This window comes from Sporosarcina sp. ACRSL, assembly GCF_022346605.1.
In the GTDB taxonomy this organism is placed as follows: Bacteria; Bacillota; Bacilli; order Bacillales_A; family Planococcaceae; genus Sporosarcina.
Window position 1 is genome coordinate 13936 of record NZ_JAKRNT010000004.1, and the last position, 24220, is coordinate 38155.

Sequence of the window (24220 nt, forward strand, 5' to 3'; positions counted from 1 at the left end):
CGTGACCGGGTTGCTACTCGCACTTCAATTTTTCACGTCGGTCCCGATTAAGAAAGAGCTGCCGATGGAACGTAAAAATGTCACTGGCATGTATGTCGCGTTACCTTTTGTCGGGTGGCTCATCGGGCTCGCGATGTATGGCGTTGCGGTGCTGTTTACGGAGGGAATCGGCACGGGCTCGCTGCTCACTGCAGTGGCGGTCGTTGTCACGGGCGTTGCGTTGACGGGCGGCTTGCATATGGATGGTTTCGCAGACATGAGTGATGCGTTTTTTTCGTATCGCGACCGTGAAAAGCGGCTAGCGATTTTGGACGACCCGCGTATCGGCGCGTTCGGGACGATGGCGCTCGTCCTGTTGCTTATTGTGAAAATCGCTTTGCTCGAAGAATTAGTGCATCGCAATGTCGAGCTGCTCCCGTTCTTTATTGCTGTCCCGTTTCTCGCCAGGGCAGGTATGAATATTTACTTTTCAACGACGCGCCTGGCGAAAGAAAAAGGCATTGCTTATTTCTTTAAAGGAAAACTGGCGACAGGAAAGTTGATAGCATGGTCGCTCAGTTTGGGCATTGCCGTTATCGTGGCGATTGGCTTTGTTCTTCATTCCATTGTCGTTCCGGTCGTGCTCGTCGTTGTTGCAACGGGAGCGGTATTCATTTTCAGAAGCTGGTCTTTGAAGCATTTTGGTGGCGTCTCGGGTGATTTATGCGGTGCGTTTGTCGAAGGGACGGAGGTGCTGTTATGGCTAGCGATCATCATTTGTATTTGATTCGGCATTTGCCGACTGCGGGAAACCGCGAGAAGAAATATATTGGTTGGACGGATGAGCCGATTGAATCGGTGCCAAATTTGGTTCGGGAATTTCCGATGTCGGCAACCGGGGTCGTTTATGGGAGCGACCTGATGAGGGCGAGGCAAAGTGCCGCGCTTTTATTGCCAGATGCGGACTATGTAGCGGATGCAAGATTACGTGAATGCCATTTCGGTGAGTTTGAAGGAAAAACGTATGCCGACCTTGAATTGGATAAGGACTACCGGAATTGGCTCGATGATCCGCAATCGTTCGCACCGCGTGGCGGGGAAAGCTTGGCGGAAGTGGAAAAGCGGGTGCTGGAAACATTGGTTTCATTGCCGAATGGCGGGGTCGTTGTGACACACGGCGGTCCGATCCGCATTGCACTCACCCGATTTTCCCCGGAGCCCCGGGATTTCTGGTCGTGGCAAATCCCACATGGCTCGGCTTGGAAGTTCGAATGGCGCAATTACGACGAAATGAAGGAGGGCGGAGGGTGCGTGTCATTATCGGAGGTGCCCATAACGGGAAAAGAACCTATGTAAGAAGGATGCTCGCGGATGTTCCGCATCATTGGGTTGATTGTTCCGCTAGTAATGTAGAAATTCCGTCCGATGGCAAGGTCGTCATCGATCGCATCGAGCAATGGCTTGCACAGACGGAAATGACCGAGTCTGAAGCTGTGGAGTTTATCGTGAAAGCAATTGAAGAGAAGGACGTCATCTTCATCCTGACGGACATCGGACGGGGGATCGTTCCGATGGATGCGGAGCAAAGGGCATTGCGCGATGCTTGCGGCAGGCTGTACCAACGATTGATCGCGCAGGCGGATGAAGTGACGAGGATTTGGTATGGACTTGCACAAACATTGAAGAAAAGGGGAGAAATGATATGAAAATCTATACAAAAACTGGAGATAAAGGACAAACGAGCCTTATTGGAGGACGGGTCGACAAAGACAGTCTTCGCGTGGAAGCGTATGGGACGATGGATGAAGTGAATTCGTTCATCGGCAAGGCGATGACGGAGCTCGATAGTGAGAAGTTTGCGGATCTGCTCGAGGATCTTGAAGCGATCCAGAATGAATTGTTTGACGGTGGCGGGGATTTGGCGAATGTCATGAAGGAGCGCCATTATAAGCTTTCCGAAGAACCTATCGAAGTGCTTGAAAAGCGGATCGATGACTTGATGGAAGAAGCGCCGCCACTTGAAAAATTCATTCTTCCGGGCGGATCACCGGCTGCTGCAACATTGCATATCGCGCGTACAGTTACGCGTCGGGCGGAACGGTTGACGGTGACGTTAATGAAAGCAGAGGAAGACGTGCCGAGTACTGTCCAAAAATATTTAAACCGCCTATCGGACTATCTTTTCGTTGCCGCAAGGATCGTCAACGCGCGGCTAGGTGTACCTGATAATGAATACGTCCGCAGCGCGAAAGTGTTCCGGACGGGTAAAAAGAAAGAGGACTGACAATGAAGCTTAGAAAAATGACGCTAACGGCAATCTTTGCGGCACTTTGCGCAGTCGGCGGATTCATCAAGATCCCGTCAGGCGTCGGATCTTTAGCTCTCGATACGGTACCGGCGTTGCTCGCGGCTGCATTTTTGCCACCCGTCCTCGTTGGGACCGTGTCGATGACAGGACATCTCGCGTCGGCCATGTACGCGGGCTTTCCGCTTGGCCCATTCCATGTCCTGATCGCGATTGAAATGATGATTATCCTTTATGTTTTTGCCCGCCTTCATAAAGCGGGCCACCACACGTTAAAGTGGGTGTTTTTCATCGTCGCGAACGGGTTGCTTGCGCCGCTGCCGTTTTATTTCCTCGTGTCGCCCGCGTTCTTTGTAGGGGTGGTGCCGGCGATTTTAGTCGCAACGATTGTGAACGCCGTAGTGGCAGCAGTCGTTATGCCCGTCCTCTCGAAAGCGGCTAGCGGCAGATTCGGAGTCGTCCAATGAGGAACGCGATTTTGCTTGGTGACGGATTTGTCGTGACAACGGATAATTCGGGGGGCATTGGGGAGAAACCGCATGATGTTGTGACAGTATCAGATTTTGTTACTGCCTATTTCGCCGCCCGCGTCGCGCTGCTCGAGCAATGGGCGGCGCAAGCGGAACCGGTCTCGGTCATCATTCACAACTTCAGCGGTTCTGATAGCTGGGCTGCCTATGTAAAGGGCGTTGAAAAGATTTTCGAAGAGGCTGGCTGCGAGTTGCCCCAGGTAAGTGGCAGCACGGAAACAAATATGGAACTCATGCAATCAGCCGTCGCCGTGACGATGATCGGAATGCAGCGGCTTGTTGAGGACACCGATGAGCTAGAATGGTACGTATACGGCACGCCACTCGTCGGGAATGAAGTGCTTGAACGGCAAAACGAAATCGCTTCAACGCGATTAATTAAGGAAGCGATGGACACCGGTATCGTCCATCGAATGTGGCCGGTCGGCTCGAAAGGGATTCTGTCGGAATATAGAAGGCTAACAGGGAATCCGCAGATCGAGATTGAAACCCATTTCGATATACAATCCTCGGCGGGTCCTTCCACATCAGTGCTTCTTGGAATTAACGTCCATAATATCGAAAGGGCCCGCCAGTTGTTAGGCGGACCGCTTCATAAGATAACTGAAATTGACAGCTTCCGGAATGAAATATGACCGGGAGCTTTTTTATACAGTGATTAGGGTCTCATCCACTACTTCTTTGACGGTGTTAATGATCAGCTCTGGATTTTCTAAATGAATCGAATGACTGTTAACTGTTTTAATCTGCCTCGTGTTAGTTGACAAATTGCAAAGGAGTTCTTGGTGTTCAACCCAAGTCGGATCATTGTTATTGGAACTAATTACTCGAATGGGCAAGTCATGGCGTAATGGTGTAGACGTAGCAACTTGCATTGCGGATTGCTCGCTATGCAGAAATTCTTTATAAACCGCTTCAAATGTTTTTGGATGATAGCCAATATAGGTAACAGGTTTTTGGAAAGGGTCCGGTAAATATTTTCTGCCGACTGGTTGCTTCAGCAATCTAGGCAGCCCCACTCCGGATGTTATGTACCCCATTCTAAATAAATTCAAGTTTTTTTGATGGCTCTTTTTACGGGCTTCATCCCAATCACTGCTCAGATACCTTTTCTCATGTACGGCATCAATCAGAATTAATGCCGCTACTTTTTCCGGATACTTACTTGCGAATAACCTCATATTTAATCCGCCAAATGAATGCCCAACAAGTATATAAGGTGGCTTGATAGCCAGTTTCTCTAATACAAGTGATAAGTCATTTACGACATCTTCACTCGTGTTTGTGCCTTTTGAGGGGGAGCTCCAACCGTAACCTGCTCGATCGAAAGAAAGAACGTGAGCGAACTTGGCAATCTCTGGCTGAATGTAGTACCAATCGATGGAGCAACAACTTAATCCTGCATCGAGAATGACAGTAGGTTTTGTGTCATTGTTGCCGGAAACAATCGTATGTATAGTTCTACCGTTTATTTCAACCAATTGTCCTAATTCGTTGACCTTGTTCTTTTGATTGATCAACATATTCGTGATGGTGAAAGGAAATCCAATTATAGATAATGCCGTCCTAGCAATCATCTCTGTTTTCATGTTATCCTCCTTTAATCCTATTGAATTCATAATACCATGAATAATGCGGTAAATATAAGGAGATTACATACTTATTTCCAATGAGTCGGCCATCGCGTCCAAAGCTAGTACTTATATCAGCAGCTATCCCACAATCCAAAATCATCTAAAAATTATCTTTACATAAAAATATACGTTGACTGAATGCTCATTCATAATTTAAACTATGAAATAGAACATCGACAGGTTACCTATTTTCTACTACAATATTCATAATGTTTCATCGATTAGGGAAGGAGAGATGATGAATGAATGCATTATTGATTGCCAACTGGATTTTATTCCTGGCAGTTGTCGCTTATGCACTTGCATTGTTCACGCATTTGATCACATCACGCACTCAATTCATTAAGCTCGGACGGAAAGAGGAATTCGATAATAATGTTTCGCGCCGTCTGAAGGAAGTTTGGGTAAATGTTTTTGGACAGAAAAAACTATTGAAGGATAAGAAAAGTGGAGCGATCCACGTCATGTTCTTCTACGGATTCATTCTCGTCCAGTTCGGGGCGATCGATCTTATTTGGAAGGGGTTAAAGCCGGGATCGCATTTGCCGTTCGGACCGATTTATGGGGGATTCACGTTTTTCCAGGAAATCGTCGTTTTCATGATTTTAGTGGCGGTCGTCTGGGCGTTCCACCGCCGGTATGTCGAAAAGCTCGTCCGTTTGAAGCGCGGTTGGAAGTCTGGGCTCGTTCTCATTTTCATCGGCCTGCTCATGGTTTCGACGCTAGTCGCAAACGGAGCAAATATGATTTGGCAAGGGCATGAAACGACATGGACGGAGCCTATGGCGTCTACAATTGCAAGCGTTTTCAGCTTCATGAGTCCGACAGCGGCCGCGGTCGTCTTCTTCGTCGCCTGGTGGGTCCACTTGCTCACATTGCTGACGTTCCTCGTCTATATACCGCAATCGAAGCACGCGCATTTGATCGCAGGACCTGTCAATACGTATATGATGCGTTTCGATCGCCGCGGAAAGCTTGCACCAATCGACTTTGAGGCGCTTGAAGAGATGGAAGATGAAGATGAGATGCCGGCACTTGGGGTAGGCAAAATCACCGACTTCACGCAGAAACAGATGATCGACTTCTATGCTTGTGTCGAATGCGGACGTTGTACGAATATGTGTCCAGCGACCGGGACGGGCAAAATGCTGTCCCCGATGGATTTGATTACAAAACTGCGTGACAATTTGACGAATACTGGGGCGCTCGTCACGAAGAAACAACCGTGGGTGCCGGCTCCAATGTTCAAACATACTAAGGGGAACCAAATCGCGCTAGCTGCAGCTATGGAAGGCGCAACGCTTGACGATATTTACAATCCATCCCTTATCGGTGACGTCATCACGGAAGAGGAAATTTGGGCATGTACGACTTGCCGTAACTGTGAGGACCAATGTCCGGTCATGAACGAGCACGTCGACAAAATTATCGATCTCCGCCGTTATCTCGTCATGACGGAAGGGAAGATGGACGCGGATGCGCAGCGTGCGATGACGAACATCGAACGCCAAGGGAATCCGTGGGGGCTTAACCGAAAAGAGAAGGAAAACTGGCGCGATGCTCGTCCGGATCTTCATATCCCGACAGTAAAGGAAATGAAGAAGGCGGGCGAAGAATTCGAGTACCTGTTCTGGGTCGGCTCGATGGGCGCGTTCGACAACCGTTCGCAGAAAATTGCGCTTGCATTCGCGCATCTCATGAACGAAGCGGGCGTGAAATTCGCGATTCTCGGGAATAAAGAAAAGAACTCCGGCGACACGCCGAGACGTTTAGGAAATGAGTTTTTATTCCAGGAACTTGCAACTGGCAATATCGACGAATTCGAAAAAGCTGGCGTCACGAAAATAGTCACAATCGACCCGCATGCATACAATATCTTTAAGAACGAATATCCGGATTTCGGCTTCAAGGCGGAAGTCGTGCATCATACCGAAATGCTGTATGACCTCGTCATGCAAGGGAAGTTGAAGCCGGTCCATGAAATCAATGAAACGATCACGTTCCATGATTCGTGCTACCTCGGCAGATACAACGATGTGTACGATCCGCCACGGGAAATCCTCAAGGCGATTCCGGGCGTCAACCTCGTTGAAATGAAGCGAAACCGCCAAGACGGCATGTGCTGTGGAGCGGGCGGCGGACTTATGTGGATGGAAGAGGATACGGGTCACCGTGTCAACGTTGCCCGTACAGAACAGGCGATGGAAGTGAGCCCGGGCATCATTTCGTCCGGATGTCCATACTGCTTGACGATGTTGTCGGACGGAACGAAAGCGATTGAAGTGGAAGACAAAGTCGGCACGTACGACATTGCGGAATTGCTCGAGCGATCCATTTTCGGAGAAGGATTCCAACATGCGGTGAACGAGGAAGAAGAGCCGATTCTCCAATAAGTATATTGCGAGAGTGTAAGAAGAGCGTTATAATTAAGAAAATTGGGAGCGGGTTTGCTTCCGGGAAAAAGGGAGTCGATGTACTCCCTTTTTTATCGAAACATTGTCGAGCGAGCGTTCAGTCACTAATTTTTTTACGTGGAAATGAAAACGTTATCATTTTGAAATGGAGGAGAAGGGAATGGGCAGAACAGTTATTTTGGACGGGGCGCGGACTCCGTTCGGAAAATTTGGCGGTGCTTTGGCTACGAAAAGTGCAAGTGATCTAGGGGCGATCGCCATTAAGGAAGCATTGAAGCGATCCGGAGTGAAGGAAGAGGTAGTCGATGAAGTGATCATCGGAACGGTGCTGCAAGCGGGGCAAGGGCAAATCCCTTCGAGGCAAGCTGCGCAGAAGGCGGGGATTCCATGGTCCGTGAAAACTGAGACGGTAAATAAAGTATGTGCATCCGGCATGCGAAGCGTCACACTAGGTGACCAGCTCATCCGCCTCGGAGACGAGGAAGTGATCGTGGCGGGCGGCATGGAATCGATGTCCAACGCCCCGTACTATTTGCCGAAAGGACGTTTCGGACTGAAGATGGGCGATGCACCATTAATCGACGGTATGATCTACGACGGTCTGTCCTGTTCATTTTCACCGGACCGCGTCCATATGGGGACATACGGAAATCGGACGGCAAGCGAATTTTCCTTGACACGTGAAATGCAGGACGAATGGTCACTGCGCAGCCATAAGCGGGCAAATGCAGCGCTCGACGAAGGGAAACTTGCGGAGGAAATTGTCGCAGTGGAGATTCCGCAACGGAAAGGGGATCCGGTCGTCGTAGACACGGACGAAGCACCGCGACGAGACACATCACTCGAGTCGCTCGCGAAATTGCGTCCCGCTTTCGGCAATGACGGCACGATCACGGCAGGCAATGCGCCTGGTGTAAATGATGGTGCATGTGCGCTCGTTTTGATGAATGAAGAGCGTGCGCAGAAGGAAGGGAAACGACCATTAGCAACAATTATCGGTCACGCCGAAGTAGCCATTGAGCCTGAGAACTTCCCGCAAACGCCGGGCCTTGTCATTAATGAGTTGCTGAAGAAGACAGGGAAAGAATTGAACGACATTGATTTAATTGAAATAAACGAAGCATTTGCAGCAGTCGCACTTGCAAGCTCGCAAATTGCAGCGCTCGACCTTGAAAAAGTGAACGTCAACGGCGGCGCGGTAGCACTCGGCCATCCAATCGGCGCAAGCGGAGCGCGAATCATCTTGACACTTGCCTACGAATTGAAGCGGCGCGGAGGCGGCATCGGCATTGCAGCGATCTGCTCGGGCGGCGGTCAAGGCGATGCGGTCATGATTGAAGTGGGGAAAGAGTGATCGAGCGCTAGATGAGAGATTTATGCGTAATTGCAAAAGTTTATGCGTGTAAATAACGTTTTATGCGTTATTTTAAACTTTTATGCGTATATTTGACGATTTATGCGGGATTTACGTGATTTATGCTGATGTACGGAGATTTATGCGCATTTCAATGAATTTATGCGTATTTGCAAGTTTTAGACGAAGACGGGGGGAACTTCATTATGGAAATCAAAAAAGTGATGGTCATTGGAGCGGGACAAATGGGCGGCGGTATCGCCCAAGTGTGTGCGCAAGCAGGCTTCGACGTGAAATTGAATGATATTAAAGAAGAGTCGTATGAAAAAGGGCTAGCGGTCATCGCAAAAAACTTGTCCCGCAACGTCGAGAAAGGCCGCATGACGGAAGACGAAAAATCGGCAGTCCTTGGACGAATCACAAAATCGCTCGATCTAGAAGACGCACATGACGTCGATATCGTCATCGAGGCGGCGATCGAAAATATGGACATTAAAAAGTCGATCTTCGCAAAGCTTGATGCGATCGCGCCGAAGCACGCGATTCTTGCGACGAATACATCGTCTCTTCCGATCACCGAAATCGCTGCTGCGACGAATCGTCCAGAAAATGTCATCGGGATGCACTACATGAACCCAGTGCCCGTCATGAAACTTGTTGAAATCATCCGCGGCCTCGCGACTTCAGACGAGGTGTACCAAGCGGTTGAAGACATGACTCGTCAACTATCGAAGACGCCAGTAGAAGTGAACGACTTCCCGGGCTTCGTCGCAAACCGTGTCCTCATGCCGATGATCAACGAAGCGATTTACACGCTTTACGAAGGCGTCGCCTCGAAGGAAGCGATCGACGAAGTGATGAAGCTCGGCATGAATCACCCTATGGGACCGCTTCAGTTGGCGGATTTCATCGGACTTGACACATGCCTTTACATTATGGAAACGCTGCACGAAGGATTCGGCGACTCGAAATACCGTCCATGCCCATTGCTGCGGAAGTACGTCAACGCAGGCTGGCTCGGCAAAAAATCGGGCCGCGGCTTCTATGAATATTAATTAGTTCGAAGGTCTTGAAATGGTGATAACTTTCCGGATTCAATAGATAATCTTTGTTATTCGATAGATAAAAACGAGGATTCAATCGATATCTATCTAGATTCGATTGATAACTCCATGGATTCAATCGATATCCATTTCACAACCGGTATCTCCAAAGGGAATTTCATTTATAAAGGGGTTTAATCAAATGAATTTACAATTCACCGAAGAACAGCAGATGATGCGCGCGATGGTGAGGGATTTTGCGAAAGCGGAAATCGAGCCGTTCATTCCACGGATGGAAGCGGGGGAGTTTCCGCGTGAAATCCTGACGAAAATGGGCGAGCTTGGCTTGATGGGCATTACCGTTCCGGAGAAATACGGCGGCTCTGAAATGGACTTCGTTTCCTACATTATCGCCATCCACGAGCTGTCGAAAGTAAGTGCGGTCGTCGGCGTCATCCTCTCCGTCCATACGTCGGTCGGCACGAATCCGATCATGTATTTCGGAAATGAAGAGCAAAAAACCCGCTACTTGCCGAAAATGGCGTCGGGCGAATATTTGGGGGCATTCTGCCTGACTGAACCGAGCGCAGGGTCGGATGCCGGCTCGCTGAAGACGAAAGCTGTGAACAAAGGGGATCATTACGTGCTGAACGGCTCGAAGGTCTTTATTACGAACGGCGGGGAGGCAGACGTCTATATCGTTTTCGCATCGACCGATCCATCGCAAAAGACGTACGGCATTACAGCATTCATCGTCGATAAAGATACGCCGGGACTCATTATCGGAAAAGACGAAGAAAAGATGGGTCTTCACGGATCGCGAACCGTGCAGCTCACCTTCGAAGATATGAAAGTACCCGCGGAAAACCGCCTCGGCGAAGAAGGGGAAGGCTTCAAAATTGCGATGGCCAATCTCGATGTCGGCAGGATCGGCATCGCTGCACAGGCACTTGGCATCGGGGAAGCAGCACTTGAAGCGGCAACTGCCTATGCGAAGGAACGCGTTCAATTCGGGAAACCGATCGCAACGAACCAAGGCGTCGGCTTCAAATTAGCTGACATGGCAACGGCGTCCGAAGCAGCACGACTGCTCGTCTACCGCGCCGCACAGCTACGAGCTGAAGGGAAACCATGCGGGAAAGAAGCGTCCATGGCAAAACTGTTTGCTTCACAAACCGCGATGGACAACGCAATCGAAGCCGTCCAAATCTTCGGCGGCTACGGCTACACCGAAGACTACCCGGTCGAGCGTTACTTCCGCGACGCCAAAGTGACTCAAATCTACGAAGGCACAAGCGAAATCCAACGCATCGTCATCAACAAACATCTAACAAGATAACAAATTGTGTCGGTGCCTGTGCATGGTGCAATTATGACAATTCAACTGTGTGTATTTATATGCATCGTGAGATTGTATGAATGCAGTACTTATCATTTCGTTAACTACGTTTTATGCAATTGTAGTTAATAAACTGAATTGTGTGCTGCACAGGCACCGTATTAAAAAAGAGAGAACATACCTAGGAGGAAGTTGACATGGACTTTAAATTATCGGAAGAGCATGAAATGATTCGGAAAATGGTGCGGGATTTTGCGGAGAAGGATGTTGCACCGACAGCTGCAGAGCGTGATGAGGAAGAGCGCTTTGATATGGATATTTGGAATAAGATGGCTGAGCTTGGACTGACGGGGATTCCTTGGCCGGAAGAATACGGCGGCATCGGAAGCGATTATCTTGCGTATTGCATCGCTGTAGAGGAGCTGTCACGAGTTTGTGCATCGACAGGCGTAACATTATCGGCCCATACATCGCTTGCAGGCTGGCCGGTTTATAAATTCGGAACGGAGGAGCAAAAACAGAAATACCTTCGTCCGATGGCGGAAGGAACGAAAATTGGCGCGTATGGCTTGACTGAGCCAGGTTCCGGGTCTGATGCTGGCGGTATGCGTACGACTGCGAAGCTAGACGGAGACGATTACGTACTAAACGGCTCGAAGATTTTCATTACAAACGGTGGAATTGCGGATATTTACATCGTGTTTGCCGTGACCGATCAGGAATCGAAGCATAAAGGAACGAGCGCGTTCATCGTGGAGAAGGACTTCCCTGGCTTCTCGGTCGGCAAGAAAGAGAAGAAACTCGGCATCCGTTCATCACCGACAACGGAAATCATGTTTGACAATTGCCGCGTACCGAAGGAAAATTTGTTAGGCGCGGAAGGCGAAGGATTTATTATCGCGATGAAGACGTTGGACGGCGGCCGAAACGGAATTGCTGCGCAAGCGGTCGGCATCGCACAAGGGGCGCTTGACGCGGCAGTCGAATATGCGAAAGAGCGCGTTCAATTCGGCAAGCCGATTGCGGCAAACCAGGGCGTCGGCTTCAAACTTGCAGACATGGCAACGGCGACGGAAGCTTCCCGATTGCTTACTTACCAAGCAGCGTGGCTCGAATCCAACGACTTGCCGTATGGAAAAGCATCTGCCATGGCGAAACTGATGGCAGGAGATACAGCGATGAAAGTGACGACGGAAGCGGTCCAAGTGTATGGCGGTTATGGCTATACGAAGGATTATCCAGTCGAGCGATATATGCGCGACGCGAAAATTACGCAAATTTACGAAGGAACGCAGGAAATTCAACGTCTCGTCATCTCCCGCATGCTAACAAAATAATCGGGGGTGCACTATGCAATTGAAACGTGAAGTAAAATCATCGGTCAAAGATGAAAATTTAATTGAAAAAAGGCGCGAGCAAATCATTGATGGAGCCGTGAAACTGTTCAAGGAGAAAGGCTTCCACCGGGCGACGACGAGAGAAATCGCCAAAGCAGCAGGCTTCAGCATCGGCACGCTCTATGAATATATCCGGACGAAAGAGGACGTCCTCTACCTCGTCTGCGACAGTATTTACAATGAAGTGCAGAGTCGCCTATCGACTCTTATGGACCAAGAAGGAAATATTACAGGACTGCGTGAAGCAATCGGCACGTACTATCGCCTGATCGACGACATGTCCGACGAGTTCGTTGTCATGTACCAAGAATCCAAATCATTGCCGAAGGACGCGCTCCAATATGTTCTAAAAAAAGAGTTGGAAATGGTCGCGTTATTTAAGAACTTGCTAACCGCATGCGTCAAGTCGGGCGAATTGCGCATTAGCGAAGAGGCGGTTGACATGGCAGCACACCACGTCGTCGTCCAAGGCCAAATGTGGGCATTCCGCAGATGGGCATTACGCGGTAACTACACGATCGAAGAATTCATCAGCTCTCAAACAGACCAATTGTTCAACGGACTCGTGAAGACTCGATAAATTGTGCCGGTGCCTGTGCAAGGTGCATTTATGACAATTCATCCAGAAGTATGAATATACAATCCGAAATGCATAAAATACCGGTACAACTGCTTTCCTATTTCAGTTTTATGCAATTGTAGTTAATAAACTGAATAGTGTGGTGCACAGGCACCGCAAACCGCAAAAGGGGATCAATAAAAAGGGGTGTGTGATAATGACTACGATAGAGGTTTACAAACCGAAGCACCATGTTCGTTTCGTGACGGCGTCCAGCTTGTTTGATGGGCATGACGCGTCCATTAATATTATGCGCCGCATTTTGCAGTCGACGGGGGCGGAAGTGATCCACTTAGGGCATAACCGATCCGTCGAAGAGGTCGTCAACGCGGCGATTCAGGAAGATGTGCAAGGAATCGCCATTTCCTCGTACCAAGGCGGGCATGTCGAATACTTCAAATATATGTACGACTTGCTGCAGGAAAAAGGCGCTCCGCATATCCGGATTTACGGTGGCGGTGGGGGCGTCATCTTGCCGAAGGAAATCAAGGAATTGCATGACTATGGAATCGCCTGGATCTTCTCGCCCGAAGACGGACGTAAAATGGGGCTCCAAGGGATGATCAACCGGATGGTGGAGGAATGCGATTTCCTTACCGAAGTGGATGACGAGATGGCGAATCTCGAAAAAGTGAGTACGGACAAACCCGAAGTGCTCGCCAATTTGATTACGTACGCGGAAGAGATGTATGACAAGGAAAACCCTGCCGCGATTAAACTAATCGAAAAAGCTAGGGAACTATCGAAAAACACGCCTGTCCTTGGAATTACAGGTACCGGCGGAGCGGGGAAGAGCTCGCTCACGGATGAACTGATCCGACGTTTCCTGCGCGAACTGCCGGATAAGAAAGTGGCGATCCTCTCAATCGATCCGACGAAACAGAAGACGGGCGGTGCGCTGCTCGGCGACCGGATCCGCATGAACGCGATTTTCAACAAGCGCGTCTTCATGCGAAGCCTCGCGACACGCGGTTCCCGCTCCGAATTGTCGGGTGCTATCAAAGACGTGCTCGACGTCGTGAAAACAGCAGGCTTCGACCTGATCATCGTCGAGACGAGCGGTATCGGACAAGGCGACGCGCAAATTACGGAAGTGTCCGACGTGTCGATGTACGTCATGACGAGCGAGTTCGGTGCGCCGACACAGCTTGAAAAGATCGACATGATCGATTTCGCAGATTTGATCGTCATTAATAAATTCGAGCGGAAAGGGTCCGAGGATGCGCTCAGCCAAGTACAGAAGCAATACCAGCGGAGCCATCTCCTATTCGATAAGGACCTCGGCACGATGCCTGTCTACGGCACGATCGCGAGTCAATTTAACGACAAAGGGACGAACTCGCTGTTCGCTGCGCTCGTTTCGAAGTTGAATGAAAAATGCGGCCTCGACTGGGAGACGTCCTATACGGACTTCGTAAAGACACAAAAGCAGAACGTCATTATTCCAAACGATCGCGTCCATTATTTACGCGAAATCTCTAGCACGATCCGCGACTATCATAAAAAATCCGAGCAGCAAGTGGACCTTGCCCGCCGTTTATTCCAGCTCGAAGGTGCGATTGAAGCGGTGAATGAAAAATCGCCTGACAATGCGCTCACGGCTTCGCTTGAATCTCTAGCGGAAGGTGTCCGTGAAGAGCTTTCCGCGGAATCAAAGCGGATTCTCAACAACTGGGAAACTTTGAAAGAATCATATGCAGGCGATGAATTCATTACGAAAATCCGTGATAAAGAGCTTCGTACATTACTGACAACAACCAGTCTGTCAGGGTTGAAGATTCCAAAAGTGTCCTTGCCGAAATTCAAGGACTACGGTGAAATCCTTCGCTGGGTGTACAAAGAGAACGTCCCGGGTTCATTCCCATATACAGCTGGCGTTTTCCCGTTCAAGCGGGAAGGCGAAGACCCGAAACGTCAATTCGCTGGCGAGGGAACGCCGGAACGGACGAACCGCCGATTCCATTATCTCTCGAAAGATGACGATGCAAAACGGCTATCCACCGCTTTCGACTCGGTGACGTTATACGGAGAAGATCCCAACGAGCGTCCGGATATTTTCGGGAAAGTCGGAGAATCAGGGGTCAGCATTTGTACACTTGACGACATGAAAAAGCTATATGACGGCTTCGACCTATGCGCACCTTCGACGTCCGTCTCGATGACGATCAACGGCCCGGCGCCGATCATTCTTGCGATGTTCATGAACACGGCCATCGATCAGCAAGTGAAGAAGAAGGAAGAGGAGCTCGGCCGCGTGCTGACAGTCGAGGAATTCACGGAAGTCCGCAACGCGACGCTTCAAGTCGTGCGCGGAACGGTGCAAGCAGACATTCTAAAAGAAGACCAAGGACAAAATACGTGCATCTTCTCGACAGAATTCGCACTCCGCATGATGGGGGACATCCAGCAATATTTCATTGACCAGAAAGTGCGGAACTACTATTCCGTCTCGATTTCCGGCTACCATATCGCGGAAGCGGGGGCGAACCCGATTTCGCAGCTCGCCTTCACGCTCGCGAATGGCTTTACGTATGTGGAGTATTATTTGAGCCGCGGAATGCATATCGACGATTTCGCTCCGAATCTCTCGTTCTTCTTCTCGAACGGGCTCGATCCGGAATATACGGTCATCGGTCGCGTTGCAAGGCGAATCTGGGCTGTCGCGATGCGCGAGAAATACGGCGCAAACGAACGGAGCCAAAAGCTAAAGTACCACGTACAGACGTCCGGCCGAAGCTTGCATGCGCAGGAAATCGACTTCAACGACATCCGGACGACGCTCCAGGCGCTGATGGCTTTGCAGGACAACTGCAACTCGCTCCATACGAACGCGTACGACGAAGCGATCACAACGCCGACGGAAGAATCGGTCCGACGCGCGATGGCGATCCAGATGATCATTACGAAGGAGCATGGTTTATCGAAAAATGAAAACCCGCTCCAAGGCTCGTTCATCATCGAAGAGCTGACGGACCTCGTCGAAGAGTCCGTCCTGCAGGAATTTGAACGGCTCAATGACCGTGGCGGCGTTCTCGGCTCGATGGAAACGCAATACCAGCGCGGCAAAATCCAAGAGGAATCGATGCTCTACGAAATGAAGAAGCACTCGGGCGAATTGCCGATCATCGGCGTCAACACGTATTTAAACCCGAACCCGCCATCCGAAGAAGACATCGACAATATGGAAATCGCACGCGCCACGAAGGAAGAGAAAGAGACGCAAATTGCCAACTTGCGTGCTTTCCAAGCCGAGCATCGTGACGAGTCGGCGGCTGCATTACGGAAACTGCAGGAAGTCGCGGTATCCGGCGGCAACATCTTCGCCGAATTGATGGAAACGGTCAAAGTCGCAAGCCTCGGTCAGATTACGAACGCACTCTACGAAGTCGGCGGTCAATACCGTAGGAATATGTAAAAAGGGGGAACGCTCTAAGTAAAGGGCGTTCTTTTTTTCGAAAAACATTTTGAAAATCATGAACATTATTGGATTTTTCCTGTTCCTACCACGTATAATAAGAAGAAAAAAGGGAAAGAGGTGAGGAGATGAAACTGTATCATCATATGTTGATAATTATAGTGATCATAATCCTCATCATTTCCTTGTACGGTGCAGGTTACGGCGCCATCCCTTTCTTACTTGCCGCCCTATATCTCGGCTACGTCAGCGTGAAAGAATTTCAACGCCTCAAGAAGAGTAGAAGATGGTAGCATAACAGGCACATCATTGTATATAATGATAAGTATGCTTTTGCTCAGAGAAAGGACGTGCGTACGTTGAATCTACATGAATTAACGAAAGAAGAACTTCTGGAAGAATCAATGATCGATATTGCTTATGCCATCTTAACGGAACGACGGGAAGCATTGACACTTGAACAACTAATGAACGAGATCCGTGAATTGACAGGAATGTCGGAGAGCCAAATGAAGGACAGGCTCCTCCAATTCTACACAGATATGAATATCGATGGAAGATTCCTTGCCATTAACAACAACCAATGGGGCTTGCGTGAATGGTATCCAGTCGAACAGATTGAAGAAGAAACAGCTCCGGTCGTAAAAGTCCGCAAGAAGAAAAAGAAAAAAGCGTATGACGATGATGAAGAAGAAGAAGAGGACGAGGAAGAAATCGACGAAGACGAGCTGCTGTTCGACGAGGAATTCGACGAGCTCGATGATGACGAAGACGAATTAGATGAAGAGGAAGATGAAGAGGAAATCATCGAAATCGAAGAAGACTTGATCGATGATGATGAAGGACTCGAAATCGTTCCTGACGATGAATTGGATATTGACGATGTTGACGAAGAAGACGAGGAAGACGAAGAAGAAGAGGACCTTCTCTGACACTTTCCACTTGACTTCGGGCGTTTAAGGATTTAAGCTTCTAATTGGGCTCCTTGAAAAAGGACACATGAATCCGTGTATAAGCGCTCCTCTTGTAGATAGACTACAGTGGAGCGCTTTTTTGTATTTTCATTCGATCGACCCCTATCAAAAAGGAGGAGACATAGATGACAAAATATATCTTTGTTACGGGTGGAGTCGTATCATCACTAGGAAAGGGAATTAATGCCGCTTCCCTTGGAAGACTGTTGAAACAAAGAGGACTCCAAGTAACGAACCAAAAATTTGACCCGTACATCAACCTCGACCCGCGGATGATGAGTCCATACCAGCACGGGGAAGTGTTCGTCACGGAAGACGGTGCGGAAACCGACCTCGACATCGGGCATTATGAACGGTTCATCGACATTAAATTAAACAAATACTCCAATGTCACAATGGGGAAAGTATACTCCTCCGTGCTGCGGAAAGAGCGCCGCGGCGAATACAAAGGGGCGACAGTACAAGTTATCCCTCATATTACAAATGAAATTAAGAATCTTATCAAAAGAGCGGGCCAAGAAACGAATGCAGACGTCGTCATTACCGAAATCGGCGGAAGCGTTGGCGACATTGAGTCGCTCCCATACCTTGAAGCAATTCGCCAAATGAAAACGGACCTTGGCAAAAACGATGTCATGTACATTCACAACACACTTATTCCGTATTTGCACGCTGCAGGTGAAATGAAAACGAAGCCGACACAACATAGCGTGAAGGAATTGCGCGGTCTCGGTATCCAGCCGAATATGATCGTCGTGCGAAGCGAGTACCCAGTCCCTCAAGAAATGAAGGACAAAATCGCCCTGTTCTGTAACATCAAGCCGGAAGAAGTAATCGAGGCGCTTGACGCCGAAACATTATACGAAGTACCAATCCGACTACACGCGCAAAATATGGACAAGATCGTCGTTGATTTCCTCGGACTCGAAACGAAAGAGCCGGACTTGACGGAAATCGAGGAGCTCGTCAACCGCGTGCGGAATTTATCACGGAAAGTGAAAATTGCCCTTGTCGGTAAATATGTTGAGTTGCAAGACGCGTATATTTCGGCGGTCGAGGCATTCCGCCACGCTGGATACGAATTCGATACGGATATCGAGATCGACTGGATCAATTCCGAAGAAGTGACGAAAGAAAACGTCGCAGAAATCTTACAAGACGCGGACGGCATTTTCGTGCCAGGCGGCTTCGGCGACCGCGGCATCGACGGCAAAATCGAAGCAGTCTGCTATGCACGTGAAAACGGCGTTCCATTTTTCGGCGTAGGGCTCGGCATGCAGCTTGCTGCAGTGGAATTTGCTCGTGACGTCCTTGGAATAAAAGACGCACATTCAGCTGAATTCGACGGTGAAACAGAAAACGCAGTCATCGAAAACAACCGTTATTTCGAAGACCGTTCCGATATTGAACAGGTGAGTGGCGATATGCGACTCGGCGCTCACCCTTGTAAATTGAAGGAAGGCACAAAAGCGCAAGAAGCGTATAACGACGAATTGGTATACGAGCGCCACCGCCACCGCTATGAATTCAACAATAAATTCCGTGAGTCGTTCGAAAGCGCCGGTATGATCGTCTCTGGAGAAAGCCCGGATGGACATCTCGTGGAAATCATTGAATTGCAGGACCATCCGTTCTTCATCGGAACTCAATTCCATCCAGAATTCGCATCACGCCCGACCCGCCCTCAGCCGCTCATTCGCGAATTCATCCGCGCAGCACTTGCGCACCAAAACGCCTAAACAAAAAAACAGAAACCATCAAAACGATGGTTTCTGTTTTTATTTTTCGGATAAAAAATCTAATGAAATTATGACGAAATCCCTAGATTTTGTATAAAAATAATATTTTATGCATAATATCCGACGAATTACGCATAAAACCCGCCAAATAAGCATAAAATCATTTATTCACGCATAAATCTCGGCAATCACGCATAAATTCCGTCAAATGCGCATAAATCCGCATACATGCTCATAAACTTCCGCCAATTACTTACTCCTCTTCGCTCACCATCTCGTCATACGCCATCTTGACAGCCTCATACAAAAAGAGCGCAACCAAGACATGCGGCTGAACGATCCGGCTGCCGATGGCCTCGCCCGGCAAGATCCCTTTCACGACGCCTGTCGCCATATACGTATAGGCCAAATCTGCCAATTCATTGTCTTCCGTTGCCTTCTCGCCTGCCACGACCGCGAATGGAATAAATTGTTCCGCAAGCATTCGCGCCAACTGAAGTGCTCGCACATCCGTCGCCGATCGGGTAAATAACCAAACTCGGTCCGCGGAATGAATCTCCATTCCGTCATCATATCGCACAGCACCCCGGAATGGTTCCGCAGCAAAAATCGCGTTCAATCCGACCGCTTCCAGTTCATCGAATCCAGCGAAGATGACGCGACCTTCCCCGATTGTCGCCTGAGCCAATAGCCGGGCGGTCTCCTCGACAGCCTCTTCATTATTCGAACCGGCACGCTGCAAGAGCCCACCAATTTGTGTCGTCAATATTTTCATCTCAACCACCTCATTCTTTATTATATTTTTTCACGTACATAAAACCAAGCTTTCCTACCCGTCATGAAATTGAAATAATATTACAATAATGTTGCAAAAAAGAAGGAGATTCAACTTTTTTGTCAAACTATAGTATCTAATGCATCAGCATTCAACTAAGGGTCAATATTTAAAAAAGGGGTGGGGCCTTTTGAAAAGCTTGCTAATCGTCGACGATCAAGCCGGAATACGACTATTATTACACGAGGTATTCACAAAAGAGGGGTTTGAAGCGAGGTTGGCCGCAAATGGCGGAGAAGCCCTTCAATCAGTTACAGAGAAAGAACCTGATTGTGTCTTGCTGGACATGAAAATGCCGGGAATTAACGGGGTTGAAGTGCTAAAGAGGCTAAAGAGAGAGTGGCCGCACATTCCAGTCGTTATGATGACGGCTTATGGGGAAGTCGAATTGATGGAAGAGGCGACGGAATACGGGGTAGAACTTTTTTTTACGAAACCGTTCAATATTTATGAAGTTCGTGATGCAGTGATTGAAATTTTGAGTCGGAACGTAAATTAAAAATCGGCAAACGTAGAAGTGCTGTGGCAATGACTCAGACAGTAGTAAATACTGTCTGTTTTTGTTATGATGAAAAGGTAAATAGCGCATCAAATAATAAATTCATCTCGACGATCTGGAGGAGGATATTGCAATGGCACTTGTGTCAATGAAAGAAATGATGATCAAAGGCAAGAAAGAAGGATATGCAATTGGGCAGTTCAATCTGAACAATCTGGAATATACGCAAGCAATCCTGCAAGCCGCACAAGAAGAAAATTCCCCGGTCATCCTCGGTGTGTCCGAAGGGGCAGGGCGTTATATGGGCGGGTTTACGACAGTCGTCAACATGGTAAAAGGGTTGATGCATGATTATAATATCACTGTCCCTGTCGCTATCCATCTTGACCACGGATCCAGTTTCGAAAAATGCAAAGAGGCGATCGATGCAGGATTCACGTCCGTAATGATCGACGCATCTTCCAAACCTCTTGAAGAAAATATTGAAATTACGAAAAAAGTTGTGGAATATGCTCACGCAAAAGGCGTTTCCGTTGAAGCAGAGCTTGGCGTCGTCGGGGGACAGGAAGACGATGTCGTAGCGGATGGAGTCATTTACGCTGATCCGGCAGAATGCAAGCAACTCGTCGACGCGACAGACATCGACTGCTTAGCACCGGCACTCGGATCCGTTCACGGCCCTTACAAAGGCGAACCGAATTTAGGGTTCAAAGAGATGGAAGAAATCTCAAGCCAATCAGACCTTCCACTCGTCCTTCATGGAGGAACAGGCATCCCGACAAAAGATATCCAACGTGCCATCTCGCTCGGAACAGCAAAAATCAACGTCAACACTGAAAATCAAATCGAAGGAACGAAAGCGGTCCGCGAAACATTAAACGCAGACCCGAACGTCTACGATCCACGTAAATACCTAGCACCCATGCGCGAAGCAATCAAAAAGACAGTCATCTGCAAAATGCGCGAATTTGGTAGCTCGGGAAAAGCTTAATTAGTAAAAATCCTTAACATATAAAACAGGAGAAGCATCGAACACAGATGCATTCTCCTTCTTTTCCATCATGAAGGAGGAACAACACAAATGAAATTTTTCATCGACACAGCGAATTTTGAAGAAATCAAAGAAGCGCACAGCTGGGGAATCCTATCCGGCGTAACAACAAATCCATCTCTCGTTGCAAAGGAAAATGTTTCATTCCACGACAGACTACGTGAAATTACTGCACTCGTACCCGGTTCCGTTAGCGCGGAAGTCATCGCACTCGACGCAGAAGGAATGATCGAAGAAGGCCGCGAGCTTGCGAAAATCGCGCCGAACATTACCGTCAAGCTACCAATGACACCGGAAGGACTGAAAGCGTGCTCCGTTTTCGCTCAAGAAGGCATCAAAACAAACGTAACCCTCATTTTCAGTGCCAACCAAGCATTGCTTGCTGCGCGCGCTGGAGCCACTTATGTATCCCCATTCCTCGGCAGACTCGATGACATCGGTCAAGAAGGAATTCATCTGATCAGCACAATCGCGGACATTTTCACAATCCACGACATGGATACGCAAATCATCGCAGCATCCATCCGCAGTCCGCAGCATATTACAGACGCAGCACTAGCGGGAGCGCATATCGCAACGACTCCATACAATGTGCTTAAGCAATTGTTCAACCACCCGTTGACAGATAAAGGGATCCAACAATTCCTTGACGATTGGGAAGCAAGAAAGAACAAGTGAAACGCCTAAAGGAGACTGAAATGGACGTTTATAAAATTAGAGGGGGCAACCCTCTACGTGGAACGATAAAAGTGAGCGGAGCAAAAAACAGTGCAGTCGCGTTGATTCCGGCTTCTATCTTGGCGGATTCAACCGTCACGATTGACGGGCTTCCGGAAATCTCGGACGTTCACACGCTTCAAACACTCCTTGAAGATATTGGCGGTAAAGTACATTTCGAAGCGGGAAAAATGACGATTGACCCGTCTGAAATGATCGCTATGCCGCTTCCGAATGGCAATGTTAAAAAGCTTAGAGCTTCCTATTATTTAATGGGGGCGATGCTCGGCCGGTTCAAGCATGCCGCGATTGGACTTCCAGGCGGCTGCCATCTAGGGCCGCGTCCAATCGACCAGCATATTAAAGGCTTCGAAGCATTAGGCGCAAAAGTGACCAATGAGCACGGCGCTATCTATTTGCGTGCTGATGAATTACGGGGCGCTAAAATTTATCTCGATGTCGTCTCGGTCGGTGCAACGATCAATATCATGCTCGCTGCAGTGCTTGCTAAAGGGCGAACGATCATCGAAAACGCGGCGAAAGAACCTGAAATCATCGACGTCGCCACGTTGCTCTCCAATATGGGGGCGAACATTAAAGGTGCGGGAACGAATGTCATCCGTATTGAAGGTGTGGAACGGCTGCACGGAACGAAGCATACGATCATTCCGGATCGAATCGAGGCCGGAACATTCATGATCATGGCTGCAGCAGTCGGAGATGGCATTACAATCGACAACGTCATCCCTTTCCACGTGGAAGCGCTCACTGCGAAATTGCGTGAAATGGGCGTCAAAGTAGAGGAACGGGAAGAGCATATTTTCATTCCGAAATCGAGAAATTTGCAAGCTGTCGATGTGAAAACACTCGTCTACCCAGGGTTCCCGACAGATCTGCAACAGCCGTTTTCCGTCCTGTTGACGCAGGCGAACGGGTCATCTGTTATTACAGATACGATCTATTCCGCACGGTTCAAGCAGATTGACGAATTAAGGCGCATGAATGCCGAAGGAAAAGTCGAAGGGCAATCGGTCATTCTGTCAGGACCGACAGATCTCCAAGCGGCAACAGTCCGTGCTTCCGATCTCCGCGCAGGTGCAGCTCTCGTCATTGCAGGCCTAATCGCTGACGGTGAAACGGAAATACAGGAAATCCAACATATTGAACGGGGCTACAGCGACCTTATCGATAAACTTCGGGGGATTGGAGCGGACATCCGAAAAGAGGCCGTCTCTGAAAAAGCGGCTATCAGTGAATAATTGGTAATTTCCTTATGCTATACTAAACTTATGATTTGAAATGAAAAGCGTTGAACTTCATTGAAATGAAGATTGGAAATGAAATGCGCTATACGGGAGGAACAATCATTATGGAACGCAGTTTATCGATGGAATTAGTACGTGTAACAGAGGCGGCGGCTGTATCGGCTGCCCGCTGGATGGGGCGCGGTTTGAAAAACGAAGCGGATGATGCCGCAACGGAAGCGATGCGTACTGTGTTCGACACAATCCCGATGCAAGGGGTCGTCGTAATCGGAGAAGGCGAAATGGACGAAGCACCGATGCTTTATATCGGTGAAGAGCTCGGAACAGGCCAAGGTCCCGAAGTGGATGTTGCCGTTGACCCGGTGGAAGGAACGAACATCGTCGCATCAGGAGGCTGGAATGCACTCGCCGTCATCGCGATTGCAGATAAAGGCAACCTCCTCAACGCACCTGACATGTACATGAATAAAATCGCAGTCGGACCGGAAGCGGTCGGTAAAATCGACATCGACGCATCGATTACAGATAATCTTCATGCTGTCGCCAAAGCGAAAAACAAATCGATCGATGAAGTTGTGGCAACTGTCCTGAACCGTGAACGCCATTCTAAAATTATAGAAGAAATCAGAGCAGCTGGCGCGCGCATCAAGCTGATTGACGATGGAGACGTGGCAGCTGCCATCAATACAGCATTCGATGACACTGGCGTCGATATTATGTTCGGTATAGGCGGGGCTCCTGAAGGCGTCATCGCCGCAGTCGGACTCAAATGCCTAGGCGGGGAGATCCAAGGGCGTCTCATCCCTTCAAATGAAGAAGAGCGCCTTCGTTGCGAAAAAATGGGAATCGACGTCGAGAAAGTGCTTTACATGGATGACCTCGTAAAAGGCGACGACGCCATCTTCGCAGCAACGGGAGTCACAGACGGCGAATTGCTGCGAGGCGTCCAATTCAAAGGCGGCTACAGCAAAACCCACTCACTCGTCATGCGCTCCAAATCCGGCACAATCCGCTTCGTAGAAGGCCGCCACAGCATGGAGAAAAAACCTTTACTAGTTATGCAGGATTAAGTAAACTGATTTTCGGGAAATCTATGTTACAACACTATTAA

Annotated in this window: 23 protein-coding genes; 21 read left to right on the forward strand and 2 right to left on the reverse strand. The window is 48.8% G+C overall.

What is annotated here, in order from left to right; all coding sequences use genetic code 11:
* Window position 1: 1 nt before the first annotated feature.
* From cobS to MHZ92_RS07035, 6 genes are read left to right on the forward strand one after another with little or no spacing between them, the layout of a single operon-like run.
* Entirely contained in the window at window positions 2–766 is a 765-nt protein-coding gene (gene cobS / locus MHZ92_RS07010) for an adenosylcobinamide-GDP ribazoletransferase (protein ID WP_239430882.1), read from the forward strand.
* Complete coding sequence (locus tag MHZ92_RS07015; RefSeq protein WP_239430883.1) at window positions 739–1335, forward strand: histidine phosphatase family protein; 597 nt, start codon at window positions 739–741, stop codon at window positions 1333–1335. The genes cobS and MHZ92_RS07015 overlap by 28 nt, the downstream gene beginning before the upstream one ends.
* Entirely contained in the window at window positions 1287–1685 is a 399-nt protein-coding gene (locus tag MHZ92_RS07020) for a bifunctional adenosylcobinamide kinase/adenosylcobinamide-phosphate guanylyltransferase (RefSeq protein ID WP_239430884.1), read from the forward strand. Before MHZ92_RS07015 ends, MHZ92_RS07020 begins: the two co-directional genes overlap by 49 nt.
* Window positions 1682–2263: a cob(I)yrinic acid a,c-diamide adenosyltransferase gene (locus MHZ92_RS07025; RefSeq protein ID WP_239430886.1), complete on the forward strand. Its 582-nt coding sequence runs from the start codon at window positions 1682–1684 to the stop codon at window positions 2261–2263. Before MHZ92_RS07020 ends, MHZ92_RS07025 begins: the two co-directional genes overlap by 4 nt.
* Before the next feature lie 2 nt (window positions 2264–2265).
* Window positions 2266–2751 (forward strand): ECF transporter S component, encoded by a 486-nt coding sequence (locus MHZ92_RS07030; RefSeq protein ID WP_239430887.1) that lies wholly within the window; start codon window positions 2266–2268, stop codon window positions 2749–2751.
* Complete coding sequence (locus MHZ92_RS07035) at window positions 2748–3449, forward strand: alpha-ribazole-5-phosphate synthase (RefSeq protein WP_239430888.1); 702 nt, start codon at window positions 2748–2750, stop codon at window positions 3447–3449. The genes MHZ92_RS07030 and MHZ92_RS07035 overlap by 4 nt, the downstream gene beginning before the upstream one ends.
* A 12-nt stretch (window positions 3450–3461) precedes the next feature.
* Here the strand turns inward: MHZ92_RS07035 and MHZ92_RS07040 are convergent, their stop codons facing one another.
* The gene (locus tag MHZ92_RS07040; protein WP_239430889.1) at window positions 3462–4403 is read right to left on the reverse strand and encodes an alpha/beta hydrolase; all 942 of its coding nucleotides are present in this window, start codon (window positions 4401–4403) and stop codon (window positions 3462–3464) included.
* Window positions 4404–4690: 287 nt separating this feature from the next.
* On the opposite strand from MHZ92_RS07040, the gene MHZ92_RS07045 reads away from it, so the two are divergent.
* The 10 genes from MHZ92_RS07045 to MHZ92_RS07090 all read left to right on the forward strand — a co-directional run bounded on the left by MHZ92_RS07045 (window position 4691) and on the right by MHZ92_RS07090 (window position 18742).
* Entirely contained in the window at window positions 4691–6841 is a 2151-nt protein-coding gene (locus MHZ92_RS07045; protein ID WP_239430891.1) for a heterodisulfide reductase-related iron-sulfur binding cluster, read from the forward strand.
* 181 nt (window positions 6842–7022) lie between these two features.
* On the forward strand, window positions 7023–8216 hold the full coding sequence (locus MHZ92_RS07050; protein WP_239430892.1) for an acetyl-CoA C-acetyltransferase: 1194 nt from the start codon (window positions 7023–7025) through the stop codon (window positions 8214–8216).
* Between the two features lie 206 nt (window positions 8217–8422).
* Entirely contained in the window at window positions 8423–9271 is an 849-nt protein-coding gene (locus tag MHZ92_RS07055; protein WP_239430893.1) for a 3-hydroxybutyryl-CoA dehydrogenase, read from the forward strand.
* Window positions 9272–9461: 190 nt separating this feature from the next.
* Window positions 9462–10598, forward strand: coding sequence for an acyl-CoA dehydrogenase (locus MHZ92_RS07060; RefSeq protein WP_239430895.1), 1137 nt, complete (start codon window positions 9462–9464; stop codon window positions 10596–10598).
* Between the two features lie 197 nt (window positions 10599–10795).
* Window positions 10796–11935, forward strand: a complete 1140-nt coding sequence (locus MHZ92_RS07065) for an acyl-CoA dehydrogenase (protein WP_239430897.1) — start codon at window positions 10796–10798, stop codon at window positions 11933–11935.
* A 13-nt stretch (window positions 11936–11948) separates the two neighbouring features.
* Window positions 11949–12575 carry a TetR/AcrR family transcriptional regulator gene (locus tag MHZ92_RS07070; RefSeq protein WP_239430898.1) on the forward strand — a complete coding sequence of 209 codons (627 nt, stop codon included), beginning with the start codon at window positions 11949–11951 and terminating at the stop codon, window positions 12573–12575.
* 196 nt (window positions 12576–12771) lie between these two features.
* Window positions 12772–16029 carry a fused isobutyryl-CoA mutase/GTPase IcmF gene (gene icmF, locus MHZ92_RS07075; protein WP_239430901.1) on the forward strand — a complete coding sequence of 1086 codons (3258 nt, stop codon included), beginning with the start codon at window positions 12772–12774 and terminating at the stop codon, window positions 16027–16029.
* Between the two features lie 128 nt (window positions 16030–16157).
* On the forward strand, window positions 16158–16322 hold the full coding sequence (locus tag MHZ92_RS07080) for a hypothetical protein (protein WP_239430903.1): 165 nt from the start codon (window positions 16158–16160) through the stop codon (window positions 16320–16322).
* A gap of 57 nt (window positions 16323–16379) precedes the next feature.
* Complete coding sequence (gene rpoE, locus MHZ92_RS07085) at window positions 16380–16961, forward strand: DNA-directed RNA polymerase subunit delta (RefSeq protein WP_370644648.1); 582 nt, start codon at window positions 16380–16382, stop codon at window positions 16959–16961.
* A gap of 167 nt (window positions 16962–17128) precedes the next feature.
* A complete protein-coding gene (locus MHZ92_RS07090; protein WP_239430907.1) occupies window positions 17129–18742 on the forward strand; it encodes a CTP synthase in 1614 nt (537 codons plus the stop codon).
* Between the two features lie 253 nt (window positions 18743–18995).
* Here the strand turns inward: MHZ92_RS07090 and MHZ92_RS07095 are convergent, their stop codons facing one another.
* Window positions 18996–19517: a DUF2529 family protein gene (locus MHZ92_RS07095; RefSeq protein WP_239430908.1), complete on the reverse strand. Its 522-nt coding sequence runs from the start codon at window positions 19515–19517 to the stop codon at window positions 18996–18998.
* 190 nt (window positions 19518–19707) lie between these two features.
* Between MHZ92_RS07095 and MHZ92_RS07100 the strand changes: the two genes are divergently transcribed.
* The 5 genes from MHZ92_RS07100 to glpX all read left to right on the forward strand — a co-directional run bounded on the left by MHZ92_RS07100 (window position 19708) and on the right by glpX (window position 24179).
* Window positions 19708–20076, forward strand: coding sequence for a response regulator (locus MHZ92_RS07100; RefSeq protein ID WP_304649571.1), 369 nt, complete (start codon window positions 19708–19710; stop codon window positions 20074–20076).
* Window positions 20077–20209: 133 nt separating this feature from the next.
* Window positions 20210–21067: a class II fructose-bisphosphate aldolase gene (locus MHZ92_RS07105; RefSeq protein ID WP_239430910.1), complete on the forward strand. Its 858-nt coding sequence runs from the start codon at window positions 20210–20212 to the stop codon at window positions 21065–21067.
* Between the two features lie 90 nt (window positions 21068–21157).
* Window positions 21158–21805, forward strand: coding sequence for a fructose-6-phosphate aldolase (gene fsa / locus MHZ92_RS07110; protein WP_239430911.1), 648 nt, complete (start codon window positions 21158–21160; stop codon window positions 21803–21805).
* Window positions 21806–21825: 20 nt separating this feature from the next.
* On the forward strand, window positions 21826–23103 hold the full coding sequence (locus MHZ92_RS07115) for a UDP-N-acetylglucosamine 1-carboxyvinyltransferase (RefSeq protein ID WP_239430912.1): 1278 nt from the start codon (window positions 21826–21828) through the stop codon (window positions 23101–23103).
* A gap of 110 nt (window positions 23104–23213) precedes the next feature.
* The gene (gene glpX, locus MHZ92_RS07120) at window positions 23214–24179 is read left to right on the forward strand and encodes a class II fructose-bisphosphatase (protein ID WP_239431240.1); all 966 of its coding nucleotides are present in this window, start codon (window positions 23214–23216) and stop codon (window positions 24177–24179) included.
* The last annotated feature ends 41 nt before the right edge of the window (window positions 24180–24220 follow it).